Origin of the sequence: Blautia sp. CAG:257, assembly GCF_000433815.1 — a bacterium.
Classification (GTDB): domain Bacteria; phylum Bacillota; class Clostridia; order Lachnospirales; family Lachnospiraceae; genus Blautia_A; species Blautia_A caecimuris.
In genome coordinates, this window is record NZ_HF999058.1 from 1 (window position 1) to 19,353 (window position 19,353).

Genomic DNA, 19,353 nt, shown 5'->3' on the forward strand with positions numbered 1-19,353 from the left:
ATCTGCAAGCCTAAATATATTTTATACTCAGACTTTGACCAGAAGCAGACCATTCTCTCTGCCCCTGACAGCAGAAAGGAGGATGCCGCAGCACCCTCCCTCTTGTTATGTATATTATTTACATAATTTTTTGAACTCATCCGCTACGAACTGAACCTGTGTACCTACAATAACCTGTACATTTGTTTTGCTCGGACGGATCACGCCTGCTACACCGGCTGATTTGATCTTTTTCTCATCAACCTGAGTATAGTCTTTGATCTCAAGACGAAGTCTTGTGATGCAGTTGTCGATTGTGGACACGTTCTGCGGTCCGCCAACACCCTCAAGGATGATCTTTGCAACTGCTGTAAAGTCGTTGTTTGCAAGAACTACTTTTGTCTCATCTTCATCGTCGTCTTCACGTCCCGGAGTTTTAAGATCAAACTTAACGATTGCGAAACGGAATACTACGTAGAATACGATAAATGCTGCGATTCCAAGAGGAATGATCAGCCATGTTTTCTGTGCAGCCGGCAGAGATGCGGAGAACAGAAGGTCTGTGGCACCTGCGGAGAAGGAGAATCCTGCACGGAATCCAAGAGATACTGTAATAAATGTAAAGATACCATAAAGCAGAGCATAGATTACATACAGTACCGGAGCAAGGAACATAAATGCGAATTCAAACGGCTCTGTAACACCGCAGATGAAAGAACATACTGCTGCGGAAGCTACAAGACCGATAGCGATTTTTTTCTTGTTGTCTTTTGCTGTGTGGATCATAGCAAGGGCTGCGCCAGGGATACCAAACATCATACATGGGAAGAATCCGGACATGTACATACCAAGGCTCCAGGAAACATCTGCTGATGTTTTGCCAGCCCAGAAGTTTGTGATATCACCAAGACCGATAGTATCAAACCAGAATACGTTGTTCAGTGCATGATGCAGACCTGTCGGGATCAGAAGTCTGTTCAGGAATGCGTAGATACCGGCACCTACAGCGCCCATGTTTGCAATACCTTTACCTAATGCTACCAGTCCGCCGAAGATCAGAGGCCAGATAAACAGAAGGACAGCTGCAACGATAATGGAAACAACACCTGCAACCATGGCTACGCAGCGTTTTCCGCTGAAGAATGCAAGCCAGTTCGGAAGTTTTGTGTTCTTGAATCTGTTGTAGCATGTAGAACCGATCACACCGGCAATGATACCGATAAACGGGTTCTGAATCTTCTGGTAAGCCAGAAGCTGTGTTGCGTTTTCAGCAACGCCAGGTCTGAGAAGTGTAACAACTGCTTCGCTGAGAAGTGTTGTCATCATCAGCCAGGAAGCAAGAGCTGCAAGACCTGCTGTACCATCGTGATCGTCAGACATACCGACACCAACGCCGATCGCAAACAGAATTGCCATGTTATCAATGAGTGCTCCGCCTGCCTTAACAAGGAACAGACCGATTGTAGGGATGATACCTGTGATCTCCCCCCCCTGCATGGTGGCCGGACACAGAAGGTATCCAATACCCATAAGGATACCGCAGATCGGCAGACATGCAACTGGAAGCATTAAAGCTTTTCCCAATTTTTGAAGCCATTTCATAATGAAAATCCTCCTTCTTTTTCGCTTGTGACCTATGACAAACTTTATCTTTTTCTGCTCTTTTTCGACATTTTTCCAATGTTGTCCGGAACATCCGCAATAAAATTTGTACATTTTTCACAATCACGTTAATTCGTGTCTACTCTAACAGATAATATTCGCTAAGTCAATATGTTTTTTTATGATTAGTTTATAATTTTTTTAGATTTTTTATATATTCTTCAGTTAGTTAAAAGTAATCCATGTATCAGTTCCCGGACAGTACTTCTCGGTATATTTTCGTATGTTTTTGGTTCCTGTTCACGTAATACTGTCCCGTGGAGTTTTTGGCATAAAAATACCGGGACAGCCGGGACAAAGTCCCTTGATTTCCGGCATTTCACCAGATATAATAACATTATATTTTCAAGAATTTTCAGATTTTTATTACAAAGCGGAAATGGAGATGATCTTTTGCAGAATATGACAAAATATGCCCTGAAAGAGTCCCTGAAAAGGCTTATGCTGAAAAAATCCCTGGACCGGATCACCATCAATGATCTTACCTCGGACTGCGGGATCAGCCGCATGACTTTTTATTACCATTTCAGAGATATTTATGATCTGGCAGAGTGGACCTGTCTGGAGGAATCCAGAAAAGCTCTTCAGGGTAAAAAAACTTACGATACCTGGCAGGAAGGACTTGTACAGATTTTTGAGGCTGTTTACGAAAATAAGACTCTTGTGCAGAATGCCTGTCATGCCATTGGAAGAGAAAAAATTGAGAATTATCTTTTTAAGCTCACTCATGATCTGATCATGGGTGTGGTACAGGAACAGTCCGCGGAGCTTTCCATTACAGAAGAACAAAAAAATTTTATTGCCGATTTTTATAAATACAGCCTTGTGGGAATCCTGCTGGACTGGATCAGCCGGGGAATGAAAGACGATTATCAGGCAATGACCGACAATATCTGTACCACTCTTCACGGCTGTATTGCAAATTCTATTCATAATTATACAGATCAGAGGAAATGATAAACTTTTTATCATTTCTCTTTTTTTGTAAATTGAACCCGATGCAAAAGGGCAATACTATAATATCACAACAAAAATACATCTGTTTTTCAGAAAGGTGGTTTTTTTAATGGCAAAAAAAGGTATGAAGCTCGGACTTGCATTGGCAGCAGGCGCTGGCGCCGCAGCGGTGCTGGCAAAAACAACCTCAAAAGAGCACAAAGCTCCTGCTCCGGTATCAAATAGCGATTACCGGAATACAGAGCGCGGAAAATATGAAAAAAACAGCAAAGGAATCTATTACAGCAATGGAAACTACGAAGCCTTTGCCCGTCCGGAAAAGCCGGAAGGCGTTGACCATAAAAATGCCTACATTGTAGGAAGCGGTCTTGCTTCTCTTGCCGCTGCCTGCTTCCTGGTACGCGACGGCCAGATGCCCGGCTCTCATATTCATATTCTTGAGGCAATGGATATTGCCGGAGGCGCCTGTGACGGCATCTTTGATCCCAGCCGCGGCTATATCATGAGAGGTGGACGTGAAATGGAAAACCATTTTGAATGTCTGTGGGATCTTTTCCGAAGCATTCCTTCTCTGGAAACACCGGGAGTATCGGTTCTGGATGAGTATTACTGGCTGAATAAGCATGACCCCAACTATTCCCTTTGCCGCGCCACAGTCAATCGCGGACAGGACGCCCATACCGACGGTAAATTCAATTTAAGTCAGAAAGGCTGCATGGAGATCATGAAGCTTTTTATGACAAAAGACGAGGATCTTTATGATAAAAAAATTGAAGATGTTTTTGACGATGAGGTATTCAATTCAACCTTCTGGCTGTACTGGAGGACCATGTTTGCCTTTGAGAACTGGCACAGCGCGCTGGAAATGAAGCTTTACTTCCAGAGATTTATCCATCATATTGCAGGGCTTCCTGATTTCAGTGCTCTGAAGTTTACCAAATATAATCAGTATGAGTCTCTGATCCTGCCCATGCAGAAGTATCTGGAGGCTGCAGGCGTTGATTTTCAGTTCAACACAGAAGTTACAAACGTACTTTTTGACTTTAAAGACGGAAAGAAAATTGCTTCCGCTATTGAATGCAGTGTAAAGGGCGTGGAAAAAGGAATTGTCCTTACAGAAAACGATCTTGTTTTTGTCACAAACGGAAGCTGTACCGAAGGAACCATCTACGGTGATCAGAACCATGCGCCTAATGGAGATGCAGAAGTCCGTACAAGCGGCTGCTGGAATCTCTGGAAAAATATTGCAAAACAGGATCCAAGCTTTGGACATCCGGAAAAATTCTGTTCCGACATTAACAAAACCAACTGGGAATCTGCAACCATCACAACACTGGATGAAAAAATCATTCCTTATATTACCAATATCTGTAAACGCGATCCCCGCACCGGAAAGGTTGTTACAGGCGGTATCGTAAGCTGTAAGGACTCCAAATGGCTGTTAAGCTGGACCATTAACCGTCAGGGACAGTTTAAAGAGCAGGATCCAGATAAGGTGTGCGTATGGGTATACGGACTGTTTACGGACGTTCCCGGCGACTATGTTAAAAAACCAATGAAAGAATGTACAGGTAAAGAGATCACTGAAGAATGGCTCTATCATCTGGGTGTTCCTACAGAGCAGATTCCTGAGCTGGCAGAAAAAAGCGCTGTCTGCGTTCCTACTATGATGCCCTATATTACGGCTTTCTTTATGCCGAGAACAAAAGGGGACAGACCAGATGTCATTCCTGACGGCTGCGTAAACTTCGCCTTCCTTGGACAGTTTGCAGACACACCGAGAGACACTGTATTTACCACAGAATATTCTGTAAGAACAGCAATGGAGGCCGTGTACGGACTTCTGGGCGTTGACAGAGGTGTTCCTGAAGTGTGGGGAAGCGTGTACGATATCCGTGAGCTTCTCAGCAGTACCGTAAAGCTTATGGACGGAAAATCTCCTCTGGAGATTCAGCTTCCCGGTCCTCTGAATGCACTGAAAAAACCTGTTCTCCATTTTATTAAGGGTACTGTGATCGAAAAGGTTCTGAGAGATTACGATGTGTTAAAAGACGGAATGTAACATTCTGCTAAAAGGCTTCTGCAATACATGAGCCTGATAAAAATGTTTCTATAATAAATGTGGTTCTATAATAAATGTTGGGGCGCATGAATGAAATTTCATGCGCCCCGGCATTTTTTATGCAATCCGTTATTTTATGATTCTCACTGCTTTTATTTTTTCACCGAATATTCTCCGGATATTCCACACCCTCAGGAAGAGGATCCCATTCATTCAGCCCTATACTCTGCTTGAATTTTGCCTGTTCCAGAGTCAGAGGCTCAAGATCATCCTTCAGGTATTCCAGAAGTTCATCTATCCCCTCTCTGGTAGCGTTATCCACCAGGAATATACGCTCACATCCCACATTTTCCAGCCATTGACGAACCATGGGAATATTGGCATGAGGCGAATGGATCTTAGTGATTACGCCGATCATAGGACGAAGAATAAAATTTTTGCCCCCCGGGCCAAAAAGACTGAAAGGCTCGTCTGCCGCCTGAACCATGGCAACCACGTCCGCCTCAAAGGAAAAACATGCCAGTCCTACGCTGAAATGCTTGGACTCCGCATACTCTCCGGGAGAATCAATGGTATTGTCCGCTGTATTGGTATATTGAGTTTTTTCGTAATGAAGCTTTTCCCCTTTCAGAGCCTGTGTCAGAGAGGTTTTTCCCGCTTCACTTCTTCCCATTAAAAATATTTTTTTCATTTTATGCCTTATCCTGTTTTTCAGCTTTTATGGACTTCACAGGTTTTAAATCCAAGCACCTGATCAAAGAACCTGACAACTTCCTCCACTGCAGTCTGAACCTGGCTGAGCCCTCCGGTAAGGATCAGCGTACCGCAAAACCTGTCCATAAACCCAATCTGAACGTCTGCTGCCTTAATCGCCACATCCGCAGCGACAACTACTGCCTCCCAGGGAGTAAACCGGATCATTCCCACAGCTTCTCCTCTGTGATCCTCCCCCTCATGAACACCAATATGAAGTCCCAGATTTTCATAAATACATGCCTCTGACGGACTGAGCACATGGGCCAGACATACTTCTTTGCCCGGAACACGCACACGGGTAAGACGCAGCCTTTTCCCCTTCAGATGTTCATAATCATCCCGGAACAGCTTTTCCAGCAGTTCCTCTCTTTTTATACGAGCCATGACTGCACTTCCTATCTCTTTGTAATGTCACAGACTACATATCCCAGTGAATCCCGGAAGTAATCCACCACCTCTGTAAGCGCTGACATAACATCTGAAATTTCTCCTGTAATGATCAGAGTTCCTGTAAAACGGTCTGCAAATCCCAGATACACGTTTCCGCTTTTCACTGCAATATCAGAAGCAATGACCGCAGACTCCGGCGGCGTCATATTCATGATTCCAATTGCTGAAGATCTGTAATCCACCTGTGGATTCAGACCAAGCTTCTGATATATGATCGGAGCCGGGCCGCCCATGACATGAGCAAAAGTAATCTCTTTACCGGCTACCGTTTCCTGTACGATTCTAATCTGTTCTCCGTGGTCGTTTGGCATTTTATCTGTTCCTCTCTTTCAGAAAGTTTCTGACATAATTTCTCTTTATAAATCATACTATCGCCAAAATTTTATGTCAAGTTGATTTCTTTTGAAAAACCGTTAAAAAACCGCTGTCTTACTTTATCCCAACCATGCAGCGCTTCTTGAAAAACGAAATCCCGTAACAGAAAATGTGGTCATAATCATCTTCAAATTCTTTCGCATACATCTTTTCGTTTATCTGAAAAAGAGCTTTTTCGCAGGAATTTTTCATATCGTTCAGATTCCTGGAATACTTAGCTTCAAATACCGCCGCGCAACTGTTTACCGGATCAAAAACAACCACATCGCTCCGGCCTTCTCCATGCTCCTTATTTGACTCCACCATATATCCTGCTCCTGCAAAAATCCCAGCCAGAAATGCGTGATAAAAATCTTCCCTGTAATCGTGATAACTGATTGTTTTTCTTAAAAGCCTGTTCATTTCTTCTTCCAGCTGCGCAGCGTCGCCCGTCCATACCGCCTCAAACAGCTTCTGTCTGTTCCATTTTTTTACACTGTCATCAAACCAGTTTACAATTGTCGTTTCAAATATTTCTCTTATTTCAGCATTTGGAATACTTAACGCTGTTCGGTTTTCCCCCGGAAAAGCTTTCAGCTCTGATTCCCTGACCTTGGTAAGATAACCGGTAAGATAAAGTACACTCCACAGATTTTCCTCCGAAGAATGCAGATAATCATAGGTAAGATCTTCTTCAATTTTCTCTGTGATATAGCCACCTTCCATCAGAGTCTCCAGTTTTCTGGTAATACTGTTTCCTGCAAAATCAATAAACGACCGGATAATACTGTTGCTGCTGGTATTTTTCCAATAACTGACAGGTCTGGCATCAGGATCAAACTGAAGATCTCTTACATAGTTCATCACATCCCAGGGACAATACACGTCAACATCACCAAAATGATATCCGTCATACCAGCTTTGGATTCTCTCTCCATATTTTTCAAGATCCGCTGATTCCAGAAGCCTTTTTACATCATTCCCGGTAAATCCAAAATATTCATCCAGCCTTGCGGATGAGATACTGTCTGAAACAAAATTATTAGTTCCTGTAAAAATACTTTCCTTTGTAATCTTCAGACACCCCGTTATCACCGCAAAAAGGAGAGCCTGATTATCCTTCAGAGCGCTGCTCATAATAACGCGTATCACTTCCAGCATTTTATCATAGTATCCATAACTGCTGGCTGCGGCAACAGGAACATCATATTCATCCATAAGAAGAATCACAGGTTTTTTATAATACTCCTGCATCATTTTTGTAAGCACCAGAAGCGAACTCTGTATGTCTGTAAAGGATGCCGTCTGATCCTCCAGCCTTATAAAAATCTCTTTATACGCGCTGCTTATTCTGTCGCTTTTCTTCAAATAAGAATGGGTGATACAGATCTGGGAAATAACAAATTTAAGCAGGCCGAAAGCATTTTCAAAGCTGGTTCCCTCCACATCCTTTAATGACAGAAACAATACCGGATATTGATTCATCCACTTTTCACAGATTTCTGTTCTGTTCATAATCTGCAGTCCATCAAACAGCTCTCTGCTGTTCCTGCGGATGTCCAGAAAGCTTTCCAGCATACTCATGGCAAGGGTTTTGCCAAAACGCCTGGGACGGGTCAGAAGTGTAACCTTTGCCGCTGAATTTTTAAGAAGGTCAAAGATCAGTCCTGTTTTATCTACATAATAATAATCTCTTTTTCTCAGTTCCTCAAAGTCTGAAACCCCAACAGGTATATTCAATTTCATAAAAAACCGCCCCCTTTTATACCATCTATGATATAAAAGGGGGCGTAAAAAATCAAGGGGATTATGTCCAGCTATATTCTCCGTTTTCTTTTACTCCGTAAAAGTCTCCGAAGCTCAGGCTGAATATTCTGTCTTTTTTATCACTGAGATCAATCTGATTCTTGATCAGGTACTGATAAATTCCGTCATGGGAAATATCACCCTGCTGAAGGAAACCTGCCAGTTTGTTGTCTGTAAAGATCGCTCTCTGATACTGATTGGCTGCCTCTCTGGCAATAACTTCATCTCCCTCTTCCGGATTCAGTTTTCCCACACACAGAGAAACCAGACCAAAGAAATTAATGGTGTTCTTTGCGGCAAAGCGGTCTTCATACTGATATTTATTGCCAAGGACCATATTCTGAGCTGCAATTTTGCCCTGCTTCTGAGCATTTGGCCAGATTCCGGAAAGACCTGTCACATCACCTGCTGCATAAACGTCTTTGACACTTGTTTCCAGATAATCATTTACCTGGATTCCGCGGTCAATGAGAAGACCACTGTCCTCAAATCCCGCTACAGCGCTTCTCACTCCGGCTGCTACGATCACCAGATCACAGGAAAGCTTCTCTCCATCATCCAGAACCACATGAGTAACTTCACCGGCATCATTGCAGACAGTATCTGCGCCTCTTCTGCCAAGGCGGAACTGACAGCCTGCCTGTTCAAAAAGCTTCTGGTACTGTGCAGCTCCTGTCTCATCCAGCTGGATAGGAAGGATTCTGTCAGCCATTTCCACGATCACAATGTCCTTCTTCTGTTCCAGAAGTCCGTAGGCAGCATCCAGTCCTACCAGTCCGGATCCAATGATCACAACTTTCTGAGCGTTTTCTGCACATTTGTCAATTGCTTTGGCATCACTTAAATGACGCAGTCCAAATACATTGGGCGCAGTACGAAGAGCCCCCACAGGAGGAATAAAGCTTTCTGCTCCGGTAGCAATCAGAAGCTTATCATAAGAACATACAAAGCCCTTGTCACAGATCACCTGTTTTTTTTCTGTATCCAGCTTTTCTACTCTCTGTCCTGCAGCCTGGGTGATCCTGTTTTTCTCAAAGAAATCTGAAGGAACAAAATTCAGTCCGTCTTCATTTCTTTCATGGCTCAGATATTTGTGGAGCATACATCTTGAATGTGGCTTTTCATCTACAGAAATCATTACGATTTCATCTTCCGGAGCCAGTTCACGAAGAGTTTTGGCTGCAGTCATACCTGCTGCGCCGATTCCGATTATCACATATTTCATATGTTATACCTCCTCTACGTGAATTGCCTGCTTCGGACAGGCTTTTACACAGCTTGGCTCTCCGCCAAGATCTTTGCAGAAATCGCATTTGATCACTACAGATTTTGTTGCATCATCCGGCTTCAGAACCCCGTACGGACAGTTCATTACACACATAAAGCAGGAACCGCATTTCTCTTTGTCATAATAAACATGTCCATCCTCCGGATTCTTGGTAAGAGCGCCGCTCATACAGGAGATCACACACTCCGGCTCATCACAGTGGCGGCAGAAAATCGGACGGTAGGAGCCGTCTGGCTGTTTATAGATAAAGTTACGGCTTTCATTATTAATATCGTTCAGATCCAGGGTATAAATATCTCCGGAATCCTTTCTGTGTGCCTGCATACAGGCAAGGCTGCAACTTTTGCATCCGTCACATTTTTCAGCTTCTATGATAATTCTTTTCATATAAGCAGCCTCCTTTTTAAATATTCAGGCCAGCACGTTTTTCCATAATAATCTTTTCCAGAATATCTGCACTTTCCTTTGCATCTCCGTTAATGATTACCTGACCGCCTGTAAGCTGTTTCATATCCTCTGTCAGAACCTTGGTCACCAGCTTGCTTCCGGTTACAAATGGCGGAAGTCCAAGATGAAGCGGCAAGCCCAGAGCCAGACCGAAGCATCCGTCTGCAAGCGCCTGCTCTTCCAGCCACTGTGCTGCAGAAAGTACCAGTGGAAGCTGAGGAAGATCTACGCCGATTTCTTTTGCCAGCTCTGTTGCAACAATCTCCAGACGGCCGATTGCCAGACAGGGACCAAAGTTTAATACAGGCGGAATTCCCAGTTTTTCACAGACTGCGCGAAGCTTCGGACCTGCCAGCTTCGCTGCGGAAGGCTCCATAAGGCCACAGTTCTCCAGACCGCCTGAAGAGCATCCTGCTGTCAGGACAAGAATATCCTTTGCGATCAGCTCTTTCGTAAGCTCTACGGAAAGCACATCATGTCCGCCTGCTGTCAGATTGGAACATCCTACCACGCCGGCAATTCCCTTGATATCTCCGGATACGATCAGATCGATCAGCGGCTTCCAGGTATCACCCAGGAAATTTTTCAGAGATACTTCACTTACACCTGTTAAAGTATCGTCATTTCCGTGATCCGGGAACAGATTCATAGGAACATTGCCTCTGCGGGCTTTATATGCTTCTACGATCTCGTCAATGATTTCCATGCTCTGCTCTTCACGTCTGTCAAAATCAAAAGGCATCATTTTTGCATTTGCTTTTTTTGCCACATCATCCAGACAGATCTGTTTGATCTTCAACTCATCACAGATCGGTTCAATTCCCGGAAGAGTACAGTTAAACTCAGAAAGAACTGCGTCAATTCCGCCGGTAGCAAGAACCGCCTCACTTGTGTAGTTGTTTCCTGCGTGTCCTTCAAATACCTCTGTGTAATGAGCGCCGCGAAGCTGAAGATCCTGTCCTACGCAGGTACAGCCTACAAGCTTAAAGCCTTTTGCACCTGCCGCCTGTGCCTTTGCAACTGCTTCCGGGCTTTTCAGTTTTTCCTGAAGATCAACAAAAATTGTATGCTGATGTCCGGTGATCATAATATTTATGTATTCAGGGTCAATTACGCGAAGTCCTACCGGAGCCATGCGGATCTCAGGCTCTCCCAGGAGAATATCGTTCAAAAGATTTGTCAGTGTCAATCCGTAAAGTCCTGTGGAAATTCCAAGCTTCAGACAGTCTGTAAGCATATCAACCGGATCGGAATTCAGGTTTGTAGAACATTTTACCACTCCGTGGAATACTTCTCCCTTTGCACCTCCCGGAAGAATTCCCAGCTCTTTCCATCTCTGGAAACGCGGTGCATAGGCAAGCTTTTCTACCAGCTCCATTTTTTCATATTCCGGCTTATACAGATCATCCAGAACCTTACGCGCAACTTTTTCTGCCTTTTCGTAAATGTCATCACATACAATGCCCATTTCATCTGCCAGATAGTTTAACGCATTCAGGCCTTTCAGTTCGCCTTTTGCCTGTGCTGTTTTCAGTACGTTCAGTGCAGTATTTTCTACAATGTGGATGTAGCAGCCGGAGCCTGATGCCACTGCTCTTAAAAAGTTTCTTGTTACAATAACATCTGCAGTTGCTCCGCAGATTCCTCTTGGCGCCTTTGGTGTGATACGACACGGTCCGTTAGAGCAGAGTCTGCAACAGACACCCTGAAGACCAAATCCACACTTTGCACTCTGTCCCTCTACTCTGTGATGGGAAGTTTCCATAGGCAGATCCGCGATAAATCCTTCCAACGGCTTATCTGCGCTTTTGCAGGTAGAGCATCCAAAACACTGATTCATAATTGTACCCTCCATTTTTCTTGATTGACAATATTTTATCATTCTGGATAAAAATAGTCAACTATTTTATTTTACAAATTTATTGACTGCTGTTGAGATTCTGAACCGACTCCCGGTAAATACAGGATGGCTTCAGTCTGATTCTTTTCGGATAATCACTTTCATCTCCATTCATTCTCCGCAGTAAAAGCTCACAGGCCGCATCCGCCAGCTCCACAAGCGGCTGACGCACTGACGTCAATTTGGGATTCACCATAACAGACAGTTCAAAATCATCAAATACAGCAACCGACAGCTGTTGAGGAATCCTTATTTCCAGGTCATAAATCGCTTCCATAGCTCCCATACTCATATCATAATTTGTCACAAAAACAGCTGTTGGTTTTTCATTAAGCTTCCACAGCTCATGAATCCCTCTGTATCCCCCCTGATACACATAATCACCCTGAACAACATATTCCGGTCTTACAGGAATTCCATAATCCTCCATAGCCCTGAAATATCCTTTCATTCTCTCGCTGGCAGTCAGAGAATTTCTGCGTCCCTCAATAACCGCAATTCTGGAATGTCCGTTTTTTATCAGATACTCCGTAATCTCATAAGCTCCCTGAGTGCAGCTTGTCTGTACACAGTCCCCCTGTATGATCCCACTGTTTTCTTCAATGGTAACCACCGGAACTCTCAGGTTTTCCGGAAGAATCAGATGTCCATCCGTATTTCCCGGAATTGTGATCAGCATCCCGTCCACTCCATTTGCGATCATATACTCCACATATTCTTTTGTTTTATCAAGGTTTTCATCAAAACTGAAAAATGAAACAGAATATCCATGATCTCTCAGCTTCTTTTCTATTTCATTCAGTATCGCTGACGTATGAGGGCTGTTTACAATTCCCGCAATTACACCGACTCTGTAAGTTTTGCTTGTCCGAAGCCACCGGGCAGTATTGTTCGGAAAATAGTTCAGTTTTTTTACTGCCGCTTCAATAAGCTCCTGATTTTTTTTTCTGACTGTGCCTCCATTCATATATTTGGAGATTGTGGAAATTGCAAGATTTGTTTCCCTCGCTACATCTTTAATGGTTGTTCCACTTCTGTCCTTCTTTTTCATATTCTGTCCCCATGCATGATTACCACACAATTTTCCCCTCTGAAAATACACAGAACGGTTTCTTTCAGTATATCAGTTTCCTTTGCTTTGCGCAATGAAGGCAGCCTTGTTTCAGGCTTTATTTCCGCCTCTTTTTCTGTGTTTCCTTCTTAGCGTCCGGAACTTCTGGCGCTTTAATTTATTTTGACTTTCTTCTCCCGCACCTTTATAATATAAACATGTCAGAAAGTTTTTGCTCCACATGGACTTCCTGACTTTTTCACTCAAAAACATCTGCGCAGAATCATCTTTTACTGCTGCAGGTTCATCTAAACGGAGGTACATGAATGAATTACAAAATCGATCCGCAGTCCTGGAAACAGGATATGCCCGCTTTCAGAGAAAAAACCATAGCATTTTATAACGGCGAAATATCAAAAAAAGACTACAAAGGCTTTTCCGGTCTGTACGGAAGCTATGCACAAAAAGACGGAAAAAAGGGAATGCTCCGTCTCCGGATGACTGCCGGAAGAATCACAAAGGAAAAGCTTGCTTTTACAGCAGAGGCGATTCAGGAGCACAAGATCAGCCGTATCCATTTTACTACCTGTCAGACAGTCCAGCTTCATGATCTTCAGCCGGATACTATCTGCACACTGGCAGAAGAAGCGCTTTCCTCAGGTATTGTTACCATGGGCGGAGGCGGTGATTTCCCCCGCAATGTCATGTGTTCTCCTCTTTCCGGTGTGGAATCAGGCGAATATTTTGATGTGCTGCCCTATGCAGAGGCTGCCGGAGAATATCTTATGAATTTTATAAAAGCTCCGAAAATGCCCCGGAAATTAAAGGTGGGATTCTCAAATTCACCTGCCAACCTTACTCATGCAACCTACCGTGACCTGGGATTTGCAGCAAATAAAAACGGAACCTTTGACGTATACAGCGCCGGAGGACTTGGAAACAATCCCCGCCTTGGTATCAAGGTTGCTGAATCTGTTCCGCCATCAAAGATTCTCTACTATATTAAAGCCATGTGGCTGACTTTCTGCGCATATGGAAATTATGAAAACCGCGCAAAAGCAAGAACCCGCTACATGCAGGATTCTCTGGGCGGCGCGGAAAACTATAAAAAAGCATATCTGGAAAAACTGGATGAGGTTTTTGCTTCCGGAGAGAATCTGGATATTACTGTAAATGTTTCCTCGGTATCCAAACAGCCGGACGGCAATGCTCCGGAAAGTTCCCGTGTGATTGCCCAGAAACAGGAGGGACTCTACACTGTTATCTGGCATCCTATTGGCGGTCAGCCTTCTGCTGAATCCTTCTGTCGTCTTGCAGAATATCTTGCAGGCATCAGAGATGCGGAAATCCGTCTTTCTCCTGATGAAAGCGCATATATTGTAAATCTTACCGGAAAAGAAGCAGAAAAAATTCTGGAACTGACAAAAGACGGAGCTGAATCTCTTTTTGAAACCTCTGTAAGCTGTATCGGAGCTTCCATCTGTCAGATCGGGCTTCGCGACTCTCAGGAGCTTCTGCTCTCCTGCGTAAAAGCAGTCCATGAAGCAGAAATTCCGGACGGAGCCCTTCCACAGATTCATATTTCCGGGTGCCCGTCCTCCTGCGGAACACATCAGACCGGAGAGATCGGTTTCCGTGGTGCCGCAAAATCTGTAGACGGCAAAGTTCAGCCGGCTTTTGTGCTTTATATCAATGGCTGTCAGACACAGGGAAATGAATCCATGGGAAAAGAAATCGGAATCATTCTTCAGAAAGATATTCCTGAGTTTCTTGTGACCCTCGGAAAAACAGTTGCCCTGTCCGGACAGGATTTCCATACATGGAGAAATGCAAATCCGGAAGAGCTTGAACGAATGGCAGCAAACTATCTTATTGCATAACAAATCGGACAAGTCTGCTTCAGACCCCCTCAGTTCCTGAGGATCGCTTTATGGTACTGAAAACGCCGCAGCTCTGCCGGTCACCCTGGTTACATACTTATCTGTAAAACCCGGTGTCCGAAAGCAGTTCTGCGGCGTTTTTTCTGTAAAAATTAAATATATGTTCTCTCCAGATTATTTCATGCCAGAATGGTATGCTCCAACAGTATCTTAATTCCCATAAGGATCAGAACAACACCTCCGGCAAGTTCTGCTTTTGATTTATATCTCGCTCCAAACCGGTTTCCGATCAGAACTCCTGCGCAGGAAATCACAAAAGTAGTGATTCCGATAAAGCTGACTGCCGGAATGATCTGAACCTTCAGAAACGCAAAGGTCACTCCCACTGCCAGCGCATCAATGCTTGTAGCTATGGCCAGAGGAAGCATTGCCTTAAATGTAAAGCAGGCATCCAGATTTTCTGCCTCTCCTCCGGATTCCCGGATCATATTGATACCGATGAGGGACAAAAGAATAAATGCGATCCAGTGATCAATGCTCTGGATTTTTTCCTGGAAGCCAGTTCCCAGAAGATATCCCACCAGGGGCATAAATCCCTGAAAAAATCCAAAATACAGTCCCACTGTCAGAATCTGCTTTTTTCTGATCTGACAGACAGAAAGTCCTTTACAGACTGCCACAGAAAACGCATCCATGGAAAGTCCCACTGCAAGTACAAAAAGTTCCCATAATCCCATTTGATTTTCCTCCAATGTAAGTATTTTATCAGAGAAGCAGTAAGCACAGACGATCTGCTTTTCCTGCACAGGCGCACCAAAAAACGAGACTATCCGCCCTGTGCAGATAAGTCTCGTCATTTCAGATGGGGCCAGGATCTACTCCAGAATGTTGACCTCATCATACCATTTTTCAAAAATCTTATTTTTCCATATGATACCGACTACTCCCTTATGTCGGTTCAGTATACCAGAAATAATTCTGTTTTTCAATCCCCGTTTTTATCATTTTCCTCATCCATACAAGGATACTCCATGCAGGGATCTCTGTCCGGCATCGCAACAAACTCCTGATGATGTCCCACATATTTATATGCAGGACGGATGATCTTGCCAGCGTTAAGGATTTCTTCCAGACGGTGAGCGCTCCATCCGGGAATTCGGGCAATGGCAAAAATAGGTGTGAACAGCTCCTTGGGGATGCCCAGCATAGTATACACAAAGCCGCTGTAAAAATCCACATTGGCGCACACATTTTTAAACATTTTCCTCTGTTCCATAACAAGACGGCTTCCCAGTCGCTCCACCAGCTCATAAAGAGCAAATTCCTCCATCATTCCCTTTTCCTCGGCAAGCTTGCGGGCAAATTTTTTCAGTATCACCTCACGGGGATCGGACAGCGTGTATACTGCATGACCCATTCCATAGATCAGACCGGAATGATCAAAGGCTTCTTTATTCAGGATCCTGCACAGATATGCCTCTACTTCTGCCTCATCTGTCCAGTTTTTCACATGGGCTTTGATATCGGCAAACATATCCTGCACCTTCAGATTTGCCCCTCCGTGTCTCGGACCTTTCAGAGAGCCGATAGAAGCTGCCACTGAGGAATAGGTATCTGTTCCTGATGAAGTAACCACATGGGTGGTAAACGTAGAGTTGTTTCCTCCGCCATGCTCTGCATGAAGCATCAGAGCAATGTCCAGAACCTTGGCTTCCAGCTCTGTGTAAGAGCTGTCCGGTCTCAGCATCAGAAGGATATTTTCTGCAAGAGAAAGCCCCTTCTGCGGATTCCGGATAAATAAAGTCTCATCCTTACGGAAATGGCGGTATGAGTGATAGGAATAAACTGCGATCAGCGGCAGCTTGGCAATCAGTTCAATACTCTGGCGCAGAACATTTTCTGCAGAAATATCCTCCGGTCTGGAATCATAGGTGTATAAGGTAAGAATACATCTCTGCATGGAATTCATAATGTCCGCATTGGACGCCTTCATTACAACATCCCGCACAAACCGGCCTGACAGAGTTTCAAACTGCGCCATCACCTCTTTAAACATTTCCAGTTCCTTTTCTGAAGGAAGCTGTCCGAAAAGCAGAAGATAAATGGTTTCCTCAAATCCAAATTTATGTCCTTCCAGTCCGTTTACCAGATCATAAATATTATAGCCCTGGTAATACAGACTTCCCTCAGCCGGGATCTTCCTTCCATTTACAAGGTCATAGGCATTTACATCTGAAATTTCTGTAAGTCCGGTAAGAACGCCTTTACCTGCTGAATCTCTCAGTCCTCTTTTTACATCATACTCAATATAAAGGTTTGGATCGATCCGGTGATTATTCAGAAGTGTTTCCTGCAGGCTCTCCATACTGGTCTTCAGGCTTCCCATTTCATCCAGATTGATCATTTCGTGATCTGACATTTTTATTCCTCCGTTTCCTTTCCCCGAAACTCAATTATTGTGTCTGAAGCTTAAAGCATTTTTTCTTCCCATTCTTTTTCACGGAAGCCTGTCAGAACAAAATCTGTTCCGACTACGAGAGGTCTTTTCACCAACATTCCGTCTGTGGCAAGAAGCTTCAGCTGCTCTTCCTCTGACATATCCTTTAATTTATCCTTCAGATTCATCTGTTTATAAAGATTTCCGCTTGTATTAAAAAATTTTTTAAGGGGCATTCCGCTTTTTTCATACCATTCTTTCAATTCTTCATATGTTGGATGTTCTTCTACAATTGCTCTTTCCTCAAAGCTGATGCCATGTGCGTCCAGCCATTTAAGAGCTTTCTGACAAGTACTGCATTTTCTGTAAACTAAAACTTTCACTTTGCATCCTCCTTTATTTCTCAGCTTTTTCAGCTGTTTCCTGTAAAAACACATAGTCCGGCAGCCATCCGGTTCATTCTGTCAGATTCTGTCAAACATTTTCTGCTTTTTCCCTTTCACGTTTTATCATATAAAAGAGCTAAAAAAAAATCAAGTTTTTTTGAAAATTCCTAATTTATTCTTCCAAAAATCTCTGCACCCACATCCTCTTTCCATCTGTACAGACTGACACCGCCCCGCTTTTCATGGTAAATTCTGTTTTTGCCCCTGATTTTTTCAGACGGAGTGTTGTTTCCGGTGAGGGATGCCCGTAGGTATTGGAGTCTGAGCATGAGATCACTGCAACCTCTGCCTTCACCTGATCCAGAAACTCCCGGCAGGAAGAATAACGGGAACCATGATGCCCTACTTTTAAAAAATCCACATCTCTCAGCCTGTTCAGGATTGCTTTTTCCGCAGGTTCTCCTGCATCTCCGGTAAAAAGTCCGCGAAAATCTCTGTACTCCAGCTCTACAACCATTCCTTCTTCATTCACATCTTCTCCCAGAGCGTCTTTTGCAGGAGCCAGAATATGAAAACCGGCTTCTCCCATACGAAAACTGTTTCCACTTTCCACCTGAAGCACCTTCATTCCGGCACTGTGCGCAAGATGGATCAGAGTATTGTATACTTCCGGCGGTTCCTCCCAGTCAGGAAGTATCAGAGCATCGCTTCTTACAGAGGTCAGGCCCTGCTCCATAAATTCAAGAAGCTCCATGATCCCACTGATATGATCCTTATCTGTATGGGAGATCATAATCCCGTTTATATGAGAAATCCCTCTGCTTTTCAGATAAGGCAGAAGTTGATACTGGGCTGTATTTTTCTTGTTGCTGCTTCCGCAGTCCATAAGAAAAACTCCTCCATCCGGAATTTCCAGCACAATCCCGTCACCCTGTCCGATATCCAGACAGGTAATTCTGAGCTCCTTTCCAGGTTTCCGGGAAAGGACAAAAATCCCTGCCGCAGCTGCCAGAAGAAAAATCCCTGCAGGATACGCCCTTTTTGCAGTTTTCCTGAACACTCCTCTGATTTTGTCCGAGTTCTCGGACACTTTTTTTCCAACAGCCAACTGATTTTCTTCTTTTTTCTGTATTCCGGATGCCATAACATATGCCAGGATAATTCCTGATGCCAGCAGCAGATAGTAGCTGATACTCTGCCATATTTCCGGAAGCCCCCCGATCCAGGTACAAAAAGGCAGCTTTCCGGCAAACATACCGACTTTTTCGTAAAGCCATAAAAGTATTCTGCCCGGAACCGCTGCCGCCCTCCCTGCATTCACACTGAAAAGCCCCAGCACTGAGCAGCACAGGCCGCTTATAAGAACACCTCCCACAGTGGGAAGAACAAACAGATTCAAAAGGATTCCGATCACAGACACCTCTCCGAAAAACACCAGCATAACCGGAAGAGTTGCTGCCTGAACAGAAAGAGAAGAAATCAGAGCTTTCCCTGCTTTTCCTTTTGCGCCTGTAATTCTGATCAGATGCGGCGATACCGCCCCCAGCCCCACAACTGCTCCGAAGGATAAAAGGAAACTGCTGCTGTAAAGATATGCAGGGGAATCAAGCAGAAGAAAAATTGCTGAGAGAGCCAGTGCAGTCATAAGATCATAGGTCCGTCCCAGAACTCTTGCTCCTACATTTAAAACAAACATACACACTGCCCTCATGGCAGACACGCTTCCTCCTGTAAGCATTCCATATTGAAGCATCACACACAAAGAGACAAGTCCTGCCCCTGCGTTCCCCAGCCCGATTCTTTTTAAAAGGGAGAACAGCCCCATCCCCAGAATACTGATATGCAGGCCTGATATAGCAAGAATATGGACCATTCCCGCCATCTGATACCGAAGCTTCAGCTCCTGATCCAGCTCGCTTTTTTCTCCGAGAAGCATTG

The 19,353-nt window shown here is 44.2% G+C and carries 16 protein-coding genes; 3 read left to right on the plus strand and 13 right to left on the minus strand.

What is annotated here, in order from left to right; translation table 11 throughout:
- Window positions 1-114: 114 nt before the first annotated feature.
- Window positions 115-1,581, minus strand: a complete 1,467-nt coding sequence (nagE, locus tag QVP40_RS07655; protein WP_022067881.1) for an N-acetylglucosamine-specific PTS transporter subunit IIBC — start codon at window positions 1,579-1,581, stop codon at window positions 115-117.
- 453 nt (window positions 1,582-2,034) lie between these two features.
- Between nagE and QVP40_RS07660 the strand changes: the two genes are divergently transcribed.
- The gene (locus tag QVP40_RS07660) at window positions 2,035-2,598 is read left to right on the plus strand and encodes a TetR/AcrR family transcriptional regulator (RefSeq protein ID WP_022067882.1); all 564 of its coding nucleotides are present in this window, start codon (window positions 2,035-2,037) and stop codon (window positions 2,596-2,598) included.
- Window positions 2,599-2,707: 109 nt separating this feature from the next.
- Window positions 2,708-4,660 (plus strand): oleate hydratase, encoded by a 1,953-nt coding sequence (locus QVP40_RS07665; protein ID WP_022067883.1) that lies wholly within the window; start codon window positions 2,708-2,710, stop codon window positions 4,658-4,660.
- A 160-nt stretch (window positions 4,661-4,820) separates the two neighbouring features.
- Here the strand turns inward: QVP40_RS07665 and QVP40_RS07670 are convergent, their stop codons facing one another.
- The 8 genes from QVP40_RS07670 to QVP40_RS07705 all read right to left on the minus strand — a co-directional run bounded on the left by QVP40_RS07670 (window position 4,821) and on the right by QVP40_RS07705 (window position 12,712).
- Window positions 4,821-5,351, minus strand: coding sequence for a EutP/PduV family microcompartment system protein (locus QVP40_RS07670; RefSeq protein WP_022067884.1), 531 nt, complete (start codon window positions 5,349-5,351; stop codon window positions 4,821-4,823).
- A gap of 20 nt (window positions 5,352-5,371) precedes the next feature.
- Window positions 5,372-5,800 (minus strand): BMC domain-containing protein, encoded by a 429-nt coding sequence (locus QVP40_RS07675; protein WP_022067885.1) that lies wholly within the window; start codon window positions 5,798-5,800, stop codon window positions 5,372-5,374.
- Between the two features lie 11 nt (window positions 5,801-5,811).
- Window positions 5,812-6,177: a BMC domain-containing protein gene (locus QVP40_RS07680; RefSeq protein ID WP_022067886.1), complete on the minus strand. Its 366-nt coding sequence runs from the start codon at window positions 6,175-6,177 to the stop codon at window positions 5,812-5,814.
- Between the two features lie 118 nt (window positions 6,178-6,295).
- The gene (locus tag QVP40_RS07685) at window positions 6,296-7,966 is read right to left on the minus strand and encodes an AAA family ATPase (RefSeq protein ID WP_022067887.1); all 1,671 of its coding nucleotides are present in this window, start codon (window positions 7,964-7,966) and stop codon (window positions 6,296-6,298) included.
- Between the two features lie 61 nt (window positions 7,967-8,027).
- On the minus strand, window positions 8,028-9,251 hold the full coding sequence (locus tag QVP40_RS07690; protein WP_022067888.1) for an NAD(P)/FAD-dependent oxidoreductase: 1,224 nt from the start codon (window positions 9,249-9,251) through the stop codon (window positions 8,028-8,030).
- A gap of 3 nt (window positions 9,252-9,254) precedes the next feature.
- Window positions 9,255-9,701, minus strand: a complete 447-nt coding sequence (locus QVP40_RS07695; RefSeq protein ID WP_022067889.1) for a 4Fe-4S dicluster domain-containing protein — start codon at window positions 9,699-9,701, stop codon at window positions 9,255-9,257.
- A 16-nt stretch (window positions 9,702-9,717) separates the two neighbouring features.
- Window positions 9,718-11,601 carry an anaerobic carbon-monoxide dehydrogenase catalytic subunit gene (gene cooS, locus QVP40_RS07700; protein WP_022067890.1) on the minus strand — a complete coding sequence of 628 codons (1,884 nt, stop codon included), beginning with the start codon at window positions 11,599-11,601 and terminating at the stop codon, window positions 9,718-9,720.
- Window positions 11,602-11,680: 79 nt separating this feature from the next.
- A complete protein-coding gene (locus tag QVP40_RS07705) occupies window positions 11,681-12,712 on the minus strand; it encodes a LacI family DNA-binding transcriptional regulator (protein ID WP_022067891.1) in 1,032 nt (343 codons plus the stop codon).
- Window positions 12,713-13,038: 326 nt separating this feature from the next.
- Between QVP40_RS07705 and QVP40_RS07710 the strand changes: the two genes are divergently transcribed.
- Window positions 13,039-14,592 (plus strand): nitrite/sulfite reductase, encoded by a 1,554-nt coding sequence (locus QVP40_RS07710; protein WP_022067892.1) that lies wholly within the window; start codon window positions 13,039-13,041, stop codon window positions 14,590-14,592.
- Between the two features lie 179 nt (window positions 14,593-14,771).
- On the opposite strand, the gene QVP40_RS07715 is transcribed toward QVP40_RS07710, so the two are convergent.
- The 4 genes from QVP40_RS07715 to QVP40_RS07730 all read right to left on the minus strand — a co-directional run.
- Window positions 14,772-15,329, minus strand: a complete 558-nt coding sequence (locus tag QVP40_RS07715; RefSeq protein WP_022067893.1) for a manganese efflux pump MntP — start codon at window positions 15,327-15,329, stop codon at window positions 14,772-14,774.
- A 248-nt stretch (window positions 15,330-15,577) separates the two neighbouring features.
- Window positions 15,578-17,011 carry a citrate/2-methylcitrate synthase gene (locus tag QVP40_RS07720; RefSeq protein ID WP_022067894.1) on the minus strand — a complete coding sequence of 478 codons (1,434 nt, stop codon included), beginning with the start codon at window positions 17,009-17,011 and terminating at the stop codon, window positions 15,578-15,580.
- 50 nt (window positions 17,012-17,061) lie between these two features.
- Window positions 17,062-17,466 carry an arsenate reductase family protein gene (locus tag QVP40_RS07725; RefSeq protein ID WP_288200383.1) on the minus strand — a complete coding sequence of 135 codons (405 nt, stop codon included), beginning with the start codon at window positions 17,464-17,466 and terminating at the stop codon, window positions 17,062-17,064.
- 121 nt (window positions 17,467-17,587) lie between these two features.
- On the minus strand, window positions 17,588-19,353 hold a 1,766-nt coding region (locus QVP40_RS07730), incomplete at its 5' end, for a DNA internalization-related competence protein ComEC/Rec2 (RefSeq protein ID WP_022067896.1).

Coding starts and splice junctions, on each gene's coding strand:
- nagE (WP_022067881.1), bottom strand. CDS start 1,581: ATGAAATGGCTTCAAAAATTGGGAAAAGCTTTAATGCTTCCAGTTGCA.
- QVP40_RS07665 (WP_022067883.1), top strand. CDS start 2,708: ATGGCAAAAAAAGGTATGAAGCTCGGACTTGCATTGGCAGCAGGCGCT.
- QVP40_RS07670 (WP_022067884.1), bottom strand. CDS start 5,351: ATGAAAAAAATATTTTTAATGGGAAGAAGTGAAGCGGGAAAAACCTCT.
- QVP40_RS07675 (WP_022067885.1), bottom strand. CDS start 5,800: ATGGCTCGTATAAAAAGAGAGGAACTGCTGGAAAAGCTGTTCCGGGAT.
- QVP40_RS07680 (WP_022067886.1), bottom strand. CDS start 6,177: ATGCCAAACGACCACGGAGAACAGATTAGAATCGTACAGGAAACGGTA.
- QVP40_RS07685 (WP_022067887.1), bottom strand. CDS start 7,966: ATGAAATTGAATATACCTGTTGGGGTTTCAGACTTTGAGGAACTGAGA.
- QVP40_RS07690 (WP_022067888.1), bottom strand. CDS start 9,251: ATGAAATATGTGATAATCGGAATCGGCGCAGCAGGTATGACTGCAGCC.
- QVP40_RS07695 (WP_022067889.1), bottom strand. CDS start 9,701: ATGAAAAGAATTATCATAGAAGCTGAAAAATGTGACGGATGCAAAAGT.
- cooS (WP_022067890.1), bottom strand. CDS start 11,601: ATGAATCAGTGTTTTGGATGCTCTACCTGCAAAAGCGCAGATAAGCCG.
- QVP40_RS07705 (WP_022067891.1), bottom strand. CDS start 12,712: ATGAAAAAGAAGGACAGAAGTGGAACAACCATTAAAGATGTAGCGAGG.
- QVP40_RS07710 (WP_022067892.1), top strand. CDS start 13,039: ATGAATTACAAAATCGATCCGCAGTCCTGGAAACAGGATATGCCCGCT.
- QVP40_RS07715 (WP_022067893.1), bottom strand. CDS start 15,329: ATGGGATTATGGGAACTTTTTGTACTTGCAGTGGGACTTTCCATGGAT.
- QVP40_RS07720 (WP_022067894.1), bottom strand. CDS start 17,011: ATGTCAGATCACGAAATGATCAATCTGGATGAAATGGGAAGCCTGAAG.
- QVP40_RS07725 (WP_288200383.1), bottom strand. CDS start 17,466: ATGTGTTTTTACAGGAAACAGCTGAAAAAGCTGAGAAATAAAGGAGGA.